This is a genomic window from Acinetobacter sp. FDAARGOS_558 (genome assembly GCF_003937785.1).
GTDB classification, from domain to species: domain Bacteria; phylum Pseudomonadota; class Gammaproteobacteria; order Pseudomonadales; family Moraxellaceae; genus Acinetobacter; species Acinetobacter baumannii.
This window is the reverse complement of the sequence record NZ_RKJH01000001.1, coordinates 1894579-1907582: the sequence shown is the minus strand read 5'-3', so window position 1 is coordinate 1907582 and position 13004 is coordinate 1894579. Positions and strand designations below refer to the sequence as shown.

At 39.4% G+C, this 13004-nt stretch carries 11 protein-coding genes; 4 read left to right on the top strand and 7 right to left on the bottom strand.

The window, feature by feature from the left end; translation table 11 throughout:
* Nucleotide 1 precedes the first annotated feature (1 nt).
* Nucleotides 2-637 (bottom strand): ComF family protein, encoded by a 636-nt coding sequence (locus EGT34_RS09210; protein WP_000472270.1) that lies wholly within the window; start codon nucleotides 635-637, stop codon nucleotides 2-4.
* Nucleotides 630-2675 carry an ATP-dependent DNA helicase RecG gene (gene recG / locus EGT34_RS09205; protein ID WP_000204959.1) on the bottom strand — a complete coding sequence of 682 codons (2046 nt, stop codon included), beginning with the start codon at nucleotides 2673-2675 and terminating at the stop codon, nucleotides 630-632. Before recG ends, EGT34_RS09210 begins: the two co-directional genes overlap by 8 nt.
* Before the next feature lie 20 nt (nucleotides 2676-2695).
* Here recG and EGT34_RS09200 point away from each other — a divergent pair, with 20 nt between their 5' ends.
* On the top strand, nucleotides 2696-3511 hold the full coding sequence (locus EGT34_RS09200; protein ID WP_000547770.1) for an NAD-dependent epimerase/dehydratase family protein: 816 nt from the start codon (nucleotides 2696-2698) through the stop codon (nucleotides 3509-3511).
* 79 nt (nucleotides 3512-3590) lie between these two features.
* Nucleotides 3591-4577: a putative multidrug efflux protein AdeT2 gene (adeT2, locus tag EGT34_RS09195; RefSeq protein ID WP_000712910.1), complete on the top strand. Its 987-nt coding sequence runs from the start codon at nucleotides 3591-3593 to the stop codon at nucleotides 4575-4577.
* A 43-nt stretch (nucleotides 4578-4620) separates the two neighbouring features.
* Here adeT2 and plsB read toward each other — a convergent pair whose 3' ends face one another.
* On the bottom strand, nucleotides 4621-7194 hold the full coding sequence (plsB, locus tag EGT34_RS09190; protein WP_000045403.1) for a glycerol-3-phosphate 1-O-acyltransferase PlsB: 2574 nt from the start codon (nucleotides 7192-7194) through the stop codon (nucleotides 4621-4623).
* A gap of 275 nt (nucleotides 7195-7469) precedes the next feature.
* Between plsB and EGT34_RS09185 the strand changes: the two genes are divergently transcribed.
* Together EGT34_RS09185 and EGT34_RS09180 are read left to right on the top strand one after the other, a co-directional pair.
* Entirely contained in the window at nucleotides 7470-8342 is an 873-nt protein-coding gene (locus EGT34_RS09185; RefSeq protein ID WP_000993136.1) for an acyl-CoA thioesterase, read from the top strand.
* A 107-nt stretch (nucleotides 8343-8449) separates the two neighbouring features.
* On the top strand, nucleotides 8450-9715 hold the full coding sequence (locus tag EGT34_RS09180; RefSeq protein ID WP_002000599.1) for a dicarboxylate/amino acid:cation symporter: 1266 nt from the start codon (nucleotides 8450-8452) through the stop codon (nucleotides 9713-9715).
* Between the two features lie 42 nt (nucleotides 9716-9757).
* Here the strand turns inward: EGT34_RS09180 and EGT34_RS09175 are convergent, their stop codons facing one another.
* The 4 genes from EGT34_RS09175 to EGT34_RS09160 all read right to left on the bottom strand — a co-directional run bounded on the left by EGT34_RS09175 (nucleotide 9758) and on the right by EGT34_RS09160 (nucleotide 13004).
* The gene (locus EGT34_RS09175; protein ID WP_012296961.1) at nucleotides 9758-10708 is read right to left on the bottom strand and encodes a metal-dependent hydrolase; all 951 of its coding nucleotides are present in this window, start codon (nucleotides 10706-10708) and stop codon (nucleotides 9758-9760) included.
* Between the two features lie 123 nt (nucleotides 10709-10831).
* Nucleotides 10832-11608, bottom strand: coding sequence for a ribosome biogenesis GTP-binding protein YihA/YsxC (yihA, locus tag EGT34_RS09170; RefSeq protein ID WP_001254455.1), 777 nt, complete (start codon nucleotides 11606-11608; stop codon nucleotides 10832-10834).
* A 108-nt stretch (nucleotides 11609-11716) separates the two neighbouring features.
* Entirely contained in the window at nucleotides 11717-12154 is a 438-nt protein-coding gene (locus tag EGT34_RS09165) for an RrF2 family transcriptional regulator (RefSeq protein ID WP_001176606.1), read from the bottom strand.
* A gap of 85 nt (nucleotides 12155-12239) precedes the next feature.
* Complete coding sequence (locus tag EGT34_RS09160; RefSeq protein WP_000188888.1) at nucleotides 12240-13004, bottom strand: globin domain-containing protein; 765 nt, start codon at nucleotides 13002-13004, stop codon at nucleotides 12240-12242.

Genomic DNA, 13004 nt, shown 5'->3' with positions numbered 1-13004 from the left:
TTTAATATGATGTAGATGAAGCAGCAGCTAGGCAACTGGCATGAATAGATGTACACCCTAGCTGTTTTAGCGCCTGACATAAAGCGTGAATTGAACTTCCTGTTGTGATTACATCATCAATAATCAGTACACGACGATAACGCCGTTTTTCTTGAGTGAGCGCAACAAATTGCTGTTCAATATTTTCAAATCTTTCGAGTCGAGATAACCCCTTTTGAGAATGCTCATTTAAGCGTTGTACAGGCTGCCAAACTGGTATTTTTAATTGCTTACTCAAAAGATTGGCAAGTAATAAGGATTGATTAAAACCTCGTTCAGTTAAACGTTGTTTAGAAATAGGCATGGGTACAATCGCTTGTACCTTAGGAAATTTTAATTGCTGTAAAACTTCAGCGAGTAAGGTTTGGTAATGTAATTTTTGTTCATATTTAAACTGCTGAATAATCCGGTTAATTGGATAGGCGTAGTGACAGGCCACAAGAACAGACTGATCATTGCGCTGAATGGTTTGCTTAAGCCACGGTAGCTGTTCCCAGCATTCTTTACAAAGAGAATATTTTTCCCGTGTTCCTATTTCGCAAAGTAGGCAAGGGGACAGCAACTGAAAAAGATACTGTGGGTTTAAAAACTTAAACATATGCATATCGAGGAGCTTCGGGAAGCCAGCGCTTCAATAAGGCATCAGCTTGCTCAGGGTAATCTTTTAGAACTTGTTGTGCAACGTAGTGTGCTTGACTCAATAAATGATCATCTCGCTCTAAACGTGCGACACGGAAACCCATATCACCTGTTTGTTTTGTTCCTAATAACTCACCCGGGCCTCTTAGCTCAAGATCTTTTTCAGCAATAACAAAGCCATCATTACTTTCTCTTAAAATTGAAAGTCTTTCTTGCCCATTTTGTGAAAGTGGTGGTTTATAGAGAAGAACACAAAAACTGGCTTTTGCACCTCGTCCTACACGCCCTCGTAATTGGTGTAGCTGTGAAAGTCCTAATCGTTCAGCATTCTCAATGACCATAATTGACGCATTGGGTACATCTACACCAACCTCAATAACGGTTGTGGCAATTAGCAGCTGTAGCTCATTGTTTTTAAATGCTTGCATGACGGCCTGTTTTTCATCGGCTTTCATTTTGCCATGAACCAAACCAATATTAAGTTCAGGAAAGCGCTCTTTCATTTCTTGATAGGTGGCTTCGGCGGCTTGAGCATCTAAAGTTTCGGACTGTTCGACCAGAGTACATACCCAGTAGGCCTGTTTGCCTTCTCGGCAGTTTGAAGCAATTCGATGCAGTACTTCTTCACGACGATCTAGCGGAATCGTGACGGTCTGAATTGGAGTTCGGCCTGGCGGTAATTCATCAATAATTGATGTATCTAAATCGCCATAAGCACTCATTGCCAGTGTTCTAGGAATTGGCGTTGCAGTCATGACCAGTTGATGTGGGGTGAGCTGTTCGGCGCCTTTATTGCGTAAGGCTAATCGTTGATCGACCCCGAATCGGTGCTGTTCATCAATAATCACGAGTCCTAGTTTTGCAAATTCAACGTTATCTTGAAATAAGGCATGAGTACCCACAATTAGTTTAGCATGGCCTTCTTTAATTTGTTGCTCAGCGTGTGCCCGCGCTTTCCCTTTTTGTTTACCCGACAACCAAGCTACCTTAATACCTAAAGGTTCAAACCAGCGTTTAAAATTTAAATAATGCTGCTCTGCTAAAATTTCGGTGGGTGCCATTAACGCAACTTGCCAATCTGCTTCCAATGCATGACATGCTGCAACCGCTGCAACTAAAGTTTTTCCAGCCCCTACATCACCTTGTACCAAACGCAGCATAGGTTGATGTTGTTTTAAGTCGCTTAAAATTTCTTTTGATACACGTTTTTGTGCGTTGGTCATTTGAAAAGGTAAAGCTTCTAGCAGTTTTTTTGCAAGTACTTTACTACTCGGAAAAGCAGGTGAAGCAATTTGGCGAATATAAGCACGTCGAGTGAGAAGACTAATTTGATGTGCGACCAGCTCTTCAAAAATAAGACGTTGCTGCGCAGGATGAGAGCCTTGAGCCAATTGGATCATATTGGCATCAACTGGTGGCTCATGAATGTAATGTAAAGCTTCTTTGAGTGCATACCCATTTGTATATTGTTTAGGGAGTAACTCGGGTAAGGCATCACTATGATGTTTCAACGCTTGTTTAACATATTCGCGTAATTTAGCTTGTGTTAGTCCATCGGTACTTGGATAAATTGCTGTGAGCTGCGTTTTTGGAAGGGGGGTATGTTCATTAATAAGTTGAATTTCTGGATGATAAAGCTCAAGTCCTCGTGCACCTACACGAACTTCACCAAAAATACGTAAACGGTTACCAGGTTTTATTTTGTCGGTTAAATTTTTATAAATATGATAAAAGCGTAAAGTCACCTTACCAAATTCATCTTGTATTAATGCGGCCATAGATTTACGTTTACCTGGAGGGAAATCAACAGATTTGACTTCACCCTCGAGTAAATAACTACGACCAACCACCAATTGATTCATAGGAATAATGGTACTGCGATCTTCATAATCACGGGGCAGATGAAACAGCAAATCATCTGTGGTAAAAATATTTAGTTTTTCGAGTAGGGCTGCTGAAGCCGATCCAACGCCTTGTAACTGATGGACTGAAGTCATGTCCCCTCAACGAGTTCTCTATGCATATATTATTTATCGGTTATGGTAAAACATCTCAGCGTGTTGCTAAACAACTATTTGAGAAAGGACATCAAATTACCACAATTAGCCGTAGTGAAAAGACAGATCCTTATGGGACACATCTCATACAGGATATTTTTACGCTCGATTTAAGCGAAATTGCACCTGTAGATGTAGTGTATATTTTACTTTCTCCAGACGATAGTACTGTTGAAGGTTATCAGCATACTTATGTGGATAGTATTGAGCCTATTCGTCAGGCTTTAAAATCGCATCCGGTTAAAAGATTAATTGTGGTGTCATCTACGCGGGTATATGGTGAAAATTCTGGTGAAACAATTGATGACCATAGTGAGATTCACCCAAACGATGCCCAAGGGCATATCTTGCACAATATGGAATTGCTATGGCAAAAGTATTTTCCGTCACAGTGCGTGATTGTGCGTCCTACAGGGATTTATGGGGCTTCTATTGATCGCCTAAAACGAATGGCTGAGCACACGCAAACCTATCCAAATATTCACTATAGTAACCGTATTCATATTGATGATTTAGCAAGATTTTTGGCATTTTTAGCTGATTTTGAAAAACCCCATAAAAGCTATCTTGTTGCTAATAATGCACCTGTACCTTTGCATGAAGTCTTACTGTGGTTTCAAAGTCAGTTAGATTTACCGCTACTTACCTTAGATTCAGCTCATGTTTCAGGCAAAAAAATTTATGCGAAACATTTGTTTGAGACGGGTTTTCAACTTGAGCATCCAATTTGCTTTAATGACTATTTATTATGTTTAAATGCTCATGGTACAAATTAAAATTTAGACTAAACTTTAAATAACAACAGAAATACCTGATGAGGCAGTTAAATTGCCAATAAAGATAAAAAGGTTAAAAGTGAAAAAATTTTGTTTAGCTCTCTTTTTGAGTGTAACGTCAGTTACGAGTTGGGCTGGGGATCAGGTGTGGTGTGCATATGATCCAGCGGGTACCCAAGGGGATATTACGCGTCGACTAAATGACATTCGTTTATATGCTCAGCAATATCAAGTCAAATTCAAAGTCGTTAGTTATCAAAAAGAGCAGCAAGCCATTCAAGCCTTTGATGAGGGTAAATGCTCAGGCTTAGCAGCCAGTAACTTTAATACTTATCAGTATAATCATTTTATGGGTAGTACCTCAGGTATTGGTCTTATACCTAATAACCGGACTGCACGAAATCTATTGCAGCTTTTAAATCATCCTACAATTGAGAAAAGATTAATTAATAAAGACTATGAAGCAGTCGGTATGATTCCGGTTGGAACTGCAAATATGGTCATGAAAACCAAAAAAATATCAAAAGTGGCACAGCTTAGAGGTCAAAGAATTGGAGTTCTGGCCAATAACCCGCCACAACAAGCTTTGGTGAGAAGTGTAGGTGCGCAGCCAGTATATGTTGATTTATCGAATGCGATTGCGCAATTTCGACAAAATAAAATCGATATTATGCCAGCGCCTGTTTATGGTCTTTTGCCTTATAACCTACAGAAAGATTTTGGGCCAGATACTCAGGTGATTAATTTTCCTTTGGCGTATTTCGGGGTAAATATAATTATTAAGCCCCAAGCTTATCCAGCCAACTTTGGACGAAAAATTCGGGCTTGGTTTGTCCAAAATAGTCAATTATTAACAAATCGAGCTATACAATGGGAAAATCATTTACCAGCCTATTATTGGGTTGACGTTTCTTTTTACGAAAAGCAGAGCTATGACATTATGGTGGCAAAAATACGCAATCAATATGTTCGCTCCGGTTATTACGATGCCTACTTTGTGGAGCTAATGAAACGCTTACGTTGTATTGATGATCCGCGTTACTTTGAATGTCCAATGAGTAGATAAAATAAAAGGCAACTTAAGTTGCCTTTTATTTTGCATGAAGATTTTAAGCTTTTTTACGTTTTAAACGGCGTTTAGCTTGCTGAGAAGCCATTGCTTCAAGAGCTTCTTTTAACTCTTCATCAGTAAAGGTTGTGATGTGTTGCAACATTTGTAATGTCACTTCATCAAGCACCAACTGTGCGCCTGCTGCCATTTGACGGAAATTATCATCAAACTCGATTTGGCCTTGGTCATTCGTTCGAATGTAGTTTTGTTGAGTTAAAACTTTGATAAAGCTTTGGAACAATGCTTTGTCAAAGAATTCAGGAGAGTTAAACTCATAAAGAACTGATAAACGTTGTCCTAATAAATGACTTAATTCTTCAACTTGTTTTGCTGAAATATTGCCTGAACCACGCTGAGTGATTAAAGCTAAAGTCATGTAATAACGTTCAAGGCTTTGTTTAACAGGTGTTGCTAATACAACAAGCTGATTATGCTCTTCAGTATTTGGTGCAGAGCTAATTAAATTGCCTTCGTCATCTTGTTGAATAAGATTTGATTGAACCAATGCATCTGCATATTGCTCAATCTGTTCTTTAAGTTCGTTACTTTTCCATTTAAGGAATAGTTCGGCTTTTAAGAATGGATAAAGCGTATAGATGACATTGCTTAAATCAGCACGGCTAATTTTCCCGTTATGTTCAACAAGAGATGCAATCAATGAAGGTAAAACGAATGCATGCAAAATGTTATTACGGAAATAGGTGAGGAGAACTGCTTGGTTATCTTCAATCGCAATAATGTCACCAAGGGCATGCTGTACACGCTTAATCAATTTAAGCTTTAAGCCATAAGCAATAATTTCCTTACCAGAGAGCGGCGTCACTTCTGTACGCTGATCGTAAGGGAAATTTGATGCTAAATTGCGGTAAGCTTCAAGCTGCTTAATACAGATTTCTTCATCAAGAGTATGCTTTGGTGTTGCAAGCAAAATAATTGAGAGTAAAGAAACCGGATTAATCACTACCGCACGGTTAATATTTTCTAAAATCGCATTTGCAGAACTGTTTACTGCTTCTGAAACAGCCGGTGGCACTGGGTCATCGTTCTTTTCAATATAAACGTTCTCAGCATTATGCTGTTTAAGCAAGTCATCTAGAAAAACAGGTTCACCAAAGTTAACGTGTACTTTACCGAAAATACGTTCAATTTTTCGGAGTGTTTTTAAAATACCAAAAATAGACTCGGCTTCTTTTGGCTTACCTTGCATTTCGCCTACATAGGTTGAACCTTCCATAAGGCGCTCATAACCAATGTAAGTTGGCACAAATACAATCGGCTTGGCACGGCCACGTAAATGACTATGGACTGTCATTGCGAGCATGCCGGTTTTCGGGGGTAATAAGCGGCCTGTACGCGAACGTCCACCTTCAATAAAGTATTCAAGTGGTGTGTTGCGAGAAAGAATACTATATAAATATTCTTTAAATACAGAAGTATAAAGACCATTGCCACGGAAAGAGCGGCGAATAAAGAAGGCACCGCCACCACGTAAAAGCTGACCAACGAAAGGTAAGTTTAGGTTGTCGCCTGCAGCAATATACGGAACCATCAAGCCACGTTTATAAATCACATAAGACAGTAGTAAGTAGTCAATGTGGCTACGGTGACATGGTGTGTAAACAATTTCATAGTCTTTTGCAAGCTCTCGGACAGTACTGAAGTTATGAACTTCTACGCCGTCATAAAGCTGAGTCCATAGACGTGTTAACGCCAAATCTGCAAAACGTACTGCTGAGTGAGAATAATCAGATACGATTTCATTCACATAACCAATCGCACGACGCTCTGCTTCAAGCATGCTGATTTTACCGCGAATACTTTCGCGTCGAATGGCTTCTTGAACATCACGAGACTTTAATACCGACTGCATGACATTGCGGCGGTCTGATAAGTCAGGGCCTAAAACAACTTCACGTTGGCGATCAAGGTAGTCATTTAAAGTGCTAACAATATAAGTTGCTGGCGAAAGGTTTGGATAATGCTTCTGAGCATATTCAACGAGGTCACGTAAAGACTGTGGTTCATGGAATTCCAAATAAGATTGGCGACCATGCAAACCAATATTTACAAGCTGTTTAACTGTACTTGGAGTTGCCCATGTATCTGAGAATAACAACTTAAACCAAGAGTCTTCTTTATCTGGAGAACGACCCCATAAAACGGTTACCGGAACCAGTTCTATGTCGAGTTCAGGATTTGCTTGTAAAACTTCGATCAGTTTAATTAAACGTGGCGGAAAAGCATGAGGAGGGGGATTCAGTAGGTTATTTTCATCATTGTGTTGTAAAAATAAAACTGAAGCTTTTTCCTGATGAGTACCGATGACTAATGGATCTAGCGCTGGCTTTAAATTTAAGCGACGAGTTTCTCCATCCACCACTAAAGCATTACTGCGAGAATGATTTTGCAAGACATAGCACACTACTTTTTGGCGCTCAGTCTTTGCTTCTGTTTCTGTTGTTGCTGATACTGGTTCAGTAGGAACTTCCCCAAGAACATGTGGTGTTACCACGAGGTCAAGTAGTTTACTCGAAAGCCGACGATACATTTGACCAAACCCACTCTTGGACATAAGAACTCCTACTTCTTAAAGACAAATCCCGGCACCAAAGGCAGAGGGTAAATATTTTGCGGTATTTATTAAAAAAAACAATATGCTGTTTTCTGATAAATTATAATTCTTTTGGCATTTTTTATCGTTAAAAATCGTATTTTTAGCTGTTTTAAAGGCAATGTTTGTCAGAAGTTGACTGATTGTTCCATGTACAAATAGTTTTTTATGGCACAATAGATTCTACACATCTGTCCTTTAATACCAATTTTGCCTGCAATATGAAGGTATCTCTCATGAATGCGTTAACCCAAGAACTGGTTGAGCTGCTCACTTTAGAAAAGCTTGAAGAAAATATTTACCGTGGAATTAGCCGTAATTTGGTCGGTAAACGTGTTTTTGGAGGTCAGGTTCTCGGTCAAGCATTACGTGCTGCTTCTTACACAACTGATCGTCCTGCGCATTCTCTGCATGCCTACTTTTTATATGGTGGTGATATTAATGCTCCAATCATCTATGAAGTAGACCGTTTGCGTGATGGCAAAAGCTTTGTCAGCCGTCAAGTTCGGGCAATTCAGCATGGACGAGTTATTTTCTCGGCAATGGTGTCTTTTGCTAACCCTGAAGAAGGCTTGAACTATCAGCATCCAGAACCAGATTACCCAGCTCCTGAAGCGCTAAAATCGGAAAGTGAGTTGAAAGAAGGTATCCTGAATTTTGTACCGGAAAATGTTCGTGCAAGTTTTATGCGTGAGCGTCATGTTGAAATCCGTCCGATTGATCCAGTCAATCCATTTCAACCACAACCGGAAGCGCCTTTTAATGCGCACTATATCCGTACCCATGACCGTATTCCAAAACAGCTGGATGACATTTCATTGCATCAAGCAATTGTAGCGTTTTACTCAGACTTTACTTTGATGACAACAGCTTTAAGACCACATGGCTTAAGTTATATTTCTCCAAGTTTGCAATGTGCCAGTATTGATCATGCGATTTATTTCCATCGCCCACTTCGTGCTGATGAATGGATGCTCTATGACATGGAAGCTACAGTTAGTGCGGCTTCTCGCGGTTTAAACTTTGGCCGTATGTGGCAAAATGGCCAACTCGTATGTAGTACGGTGCAAGAGGGTTTGATGCGTTTACGGGAAATTGAAACTCAATAAATAACGATGAGCCATCTGAAAAGATGGCTTTTTTTATTTTTAATTGAAACGATGTGACAAAAAATTGCTCGAATGAAAAGCAAGCTCATGTCATATTTACAAAAGGATTGCCTACTGAAAAAAATAATGTTGATATGAACTTAAATACACAAATTCTGATTGCTGCCATTTTAGGTTTAGCCTTTGGCTTCCTACTTACCATGTATCCGGACACTGCTTTTGTAAAGCACAGTTTATATGGATTAGGTATATTAAGTAGTGTTTTTATTGGGCTACTTAAAATGTTGTTGGTGCCATTAATTTTTAGCTCCATTGTGGTTGGAGTTTCAAATTTGCAGGCAGGTGGACAATTAGGCCCAGTTTGGAAAATCACATTCTTGTGTTGTATCACCACCACCACCTTGGCCTTAATTTTAGGTATTAGCTGTGCTCATTTGTTTGAGGTCGGGCGAGGTGTAGATATTTCAATTTTTCAGGCATCTATGCAAAGCTATCAAACACCAGATAGTTTAAACCCGGCAACTTTCTTCACTAATTTTATTCAAAATACTTTAATTAACCCATTTAAAGCTTTTAGTGACGGGAATGTTTTAGCTGTCGTCGTGTTTGCTCTATTTGTGGGTGTCGCTTTAGTTCATGGTGGCGAACGTTTTAAAAGTATTCGGGTATTGAGTCATCAGTTTTTTGAAATGATGATGATGCTAGTAGGCTGGGTAATGAAATTGGCGCCGTTAGGTATTTTTGCCTTACTCGCTAAATTAATGGCTACCGAAGACATTTCAGTATTAAGCCGATTGGCGGAGTTTGCTGCTGTGGTAACAGGTACTACTATTTTTCATGGCGCTGTTGTTTTACCGCTACTGCTTTGGATTTTTGGTCGTATGAGTCCTTGGACTTTCTTCAAAGGCACACGTACAGCTTTAATTACCGCATTCGCAACGAGCTCTAGCTCTGCCACTATGCCGCTGAGTATGAAATGCGCACAGGAAAACTTGGGTGTCCGTCCTCAAACCGCGGGTTTTGTGATTCCATTGGGTACACAGCTCAACATGGATGGCACAGCTTTATATGAAGCTGCTGCCGCGCTCTTTGTGGCAAATCTAGTTGGACTAGACTTAAACCTGACACAACAAATTGTAGTGTGCCTAACCGCAATGATCGCATCACTTGGAGCACCAGGAATTCCAAGTGCGGGTATGGTTACCATGATTATGGTATTACAGTCTGTGGGTTTACCTGCCGAAGCAATTGCGATTTTACTTCCAATCGATCGTTTACTCGATACGGTAAGAACGGTTGTAAATGTGCAGGGAGATATGATGATTAGTGTGGTAGTAGATCGATATACCAAAGATAAAGATATCAGTATCTAATCTCTAAATAAAAAAGCAGGATTTATATCCTGCTTTTTTATTTTAAGCTGCTTGTAATTCAGCTCTTTTGGCTGCTGGCGACTGCGATAAATAACTTACCGCATCTTCAGTGCTACCTTCTTTAACTGGATCATACCACGGCATGAGGTAGTCAATTTGCTGAGCAATAAGCCAGATTGGGTTTGGTAAAACCTGATTATCTTTTCGGCTAATTTTATACCATTCTAGAGCAACCCAAGCTGCGAAAAATCTAGATTTGGCAGCATCAGCAAAACGTGGATCTTGCTTCATAATATGTGCAGCGCCGTCTACCCATAGTCCTAACACAAGCACAATCACCGCAAGACTTAAATAATAGCGTGGAATATAACCGCCTCCTAAATGGCGATATAAATCGAAAGCAACAGTGCGGTGTTCAATTTCTTCCGAACCATGCCATTTTACCAAGTCTACCATTTCTGGATCTGCGCCTAACTCTTCCCAGCGTTTGTTATAAAGCGCATATTTACCTAGAACACATGTCATGTGCTCAACTGTCGCGATAACACCTAAACGGAATAAATCCCATTGCTCTTGCAAGAATTGCGGAACTTCTTTGTCAAAAGGTTTATCTGCCAAAGCAGTGGTAAATAGATAATTCATAATGTCCAGATTTCTCTGGATATCAATATTGCGTGCACTTAAATATTCTTTATTGGCAGAAGTGTGGGCGTTTGCATGCATTGCTTCTTGGCGAATAAATGCTTGTACATCCTGTTTAAGTTTTTCATCAGTAATACGCGGTAAAACCTTGTTATAGAGTCGGCAGAACCAGAACTCTCCAGCAGGCAAGATATTGTTAATTTCATTAATAAAATAACTTGCAAACGGTTGGTTTGGAATCCAGTCTATAGGGGTATCTTTCCAGTCAAATTTTACCTTGCGTGGAAGAATCTTATAATCAATAGAAGAACCTAAAGCCTTATTCTTCAAAAAAGATAGCAATTTCATCATTTAGTCCTGATTTTTAACTCGATGAAGTTATGATGAGTATAAAAAAAGCCCCTACATTTGTGTTTAGCAATAGGGGCCAATTGAATATAAATTTAATAAAGAAATTGTATCTGTTTTGACGATTTACTCTTCTGCATCCTCAGCGCTCGCTTCTGGGATTGCATCAACGTCAAATTCTGGCTGTTGTTCAAGCGTAAAGTGCAATCGTCCAGCCATCACACTTGCTAGCTCTTCTAAACCTAGTTTGTTTAATGAAGAAAAAAGCTGAATCGAGAAATCAAGCTTCATTTTTTTCAGTTGTTGTTTAACTTCGAGCAAGACTTTGTTCGCTGGACCGCGGTTCAGTTTATCTGCTTTGGTTAAAAGAATATGAACAAATAAATGGCGTGAATAAGCCCACTCTAGCATCATCATGTCAAAGTGCTGTAAAGGGTGGCGAATATCCATAAGTAAAACCAAACCTTGTAAGCTTTTACGATGAATTAGATAGTTTTCTAATTCTTTTTGCCATACACGTTTCATATCTTCTGGTACGGCTGCATAACCATAACCAGGAAGGTCAACTAAGCGTTGATCTGGATTACCTAGGCTGAAAAAGTTAATCATTTGCGTGCGCCCAGGTTTTTTGGAGGCACGTGCAAGCTGTTTCTGGTTTGTTAATGCATTAATTGCGCTAGATTTTCCTGCATTTGAACGTCCGGCAAACGCAATCTCGTAGCCGCTATCTTCAACACATAGTGCCAATTTAGGAGCACTCATTAAAAATTCAGCTTGGCGTAACCAGTTTAGAGATTGCACAGCATAGGCTGTAATCGCTGGATCCGGTTTCTTTTCATAACTGATCTTTTGTTTGGGTGCGAGTCTGGCTTTGGTGTCTTTCGATTTTTCACTACGACGCATAAAAAATAACTTTTTAAATGAGAGGGCTCGCGCCTAGTATAAAGGAGCTTGGTTATTCTTGCTAATTTTCAGTAAGCTTGCTTAAAAAGATAAATAGAATTACGGGCTCTAGAGTTGTAAAAAGGCGATAGGGGAATGATCTGAAGCAGATTTTGGCTGTTGTAAAACTTCACCTAACGTATATTGATCTAAACTTTGATAAAAGCTTTCCAAAGCTTGATCAAGAATACCTTTCAAACCGCAATGGGAGCGTAAAACACAAGGTGGTGTATTGCATTCAACAATTTGGTGGTCACCTTGTAAAATTCGGACAATTGTTCCAAGTTTTAAATCTAAAGCTTTTGGATTTAATCGAATTCCACCACCTTTGCCGCGAATGGTAATAATCCACTCTTGTTTACCCATAAAATGGACGACCTTCACAAGATGATTTTGCGAAACATATAAATCTTGAGCGATTTCTGCAATCGTGTACGGCGCATCACTTGGACGAGCGACATACATTAATATTCGCAAAGCATAATCGGTAAATTTATTAAGTTGCATGATCACCAAAAACTAAAGGTTAAGAGGTTGATCATCTTAGCCTGAAAGTCTAAAGAATAAAACTTTCAGGCCAGAGCTTTTTAAGTTACAGCGTTAAAGGAGCTGAAACTTGTACTTGATCACCAACTCTATAGTGCTCAAGCAAAATGTTTGAAACAGAGAACTCTGTATGGTCTTCTTCTGGTTGAACATCAAAATGATAAGTATTGTCCTCTTGAGCCTCTGTGAACTTAAATGCTTTTGGTTGTTCAAGCTGTTGGTTAGGTACTTGAACCTTTACAGAAATAAAAGCATTTGCTGGGCTGGTGAGTACATCTTCATGATCAGTTGCCTTTAAAGTAAAGCGTTTGCCAGACTCAAGTGGGTCAATTTGCGTAATTTCAAATGAACGCCAGCCAGCCCATCCACCTTTCAAGCTTTCAAGTTGTTCATATTTTTGTTTTTCAACACCAATTAAGATATCTGCCAACTGTAAATAAGCTTGTTTCCACGCTTCAATGAGTTCTGATTCAAATGGAACATTTAAAACTTCACTAATTGAATGAAGCAAGTTGTCGCCCACAATTGCATATTGATCTGGTTGAATATCTAAGCTCACGTGTTTAGTGGTAATACGTTCAACCGCTTTGGCAAGCACCGTAGGATTCTCAATATTTTCAGCATACGCGAGTACAGCTGCTGCAAGAGCACGAGGTTGGCGCAGGCTGGTCTGATCATCAAGATTAAAAACATTTTTTAATTCTGGGTTGTTATTCAACATACGCTTATAGAAGTATGTAGTTAGAGTAACACCATGTTCACGCAATACAGGTACAGTAGATTTAACGAGTTCAATTTGTTGTGGAGTCAT

Bases quoted from the DNA above. Each gene is read 5' to 3' on its own strand.
- EGT34_RS09210 (WP_000472270.1), bottom strand. From the start codon at position 637: ATGTTTAAGTTTTTAAACCCACAGTATCTTTTTCAGTTGCTGTCCCCT.
- recG (WP_000204959.1), bottom strand. From the start codon at position 2,675: ATGACTTCAGTCCATCAGTTACAAGGCGTTGGATCGGCTTCAGCAGCC.
- EGT34_RS09200 (WP_000547770.1), top strand. From the start codon at position 2,696: ATGCATATATTATTTATCGGTTATGGTAAAACATCTCAGCGTGTTGCT.
- plsB (WP_000045403.1), bottom strand. From the start codon at position 7,194: ATGTCCAAGAGTGGGTTTGGTCAAATGTATCGTCGGCTTTCGAGTAAA.
- EGT34_RS09185 (WP_000993136.1), top strand. From the start codon at position 7,470: ATGAATGCGTTAACCCAAGAACTGGTTGAGCTGCTCACTTTAGAAAAG.
- EGT34_RS09175 (WP_012296961.1), bottom strand. From the start codon at position 10,708: ATGATGAAATTGCTATCTTTTTTGAAGAATAAGGCTTTAGGTTCTTCT.
- yihA (WP_001254455.1), bottom strand. From the start codon at position 11,608: ATGCGTCGTAGTGAAAAATCGAAAGACACCAAAGCCAGACTCGCACCC.
- EGT34_RS09165 (WP_001176606.1), bottom strand. From the start codon at position 12,154: ATGCAACTTAATAAATTTACCGATTATGCTTTGCGAATATTAATGTAT.
- EGT34_RS09160 (WP_000188888.1), bottom strand. From the start codon at position 13,004: ATGACTCCACAACAAATTGAACTCGTTAAATCTACTGTACCTGTATTG.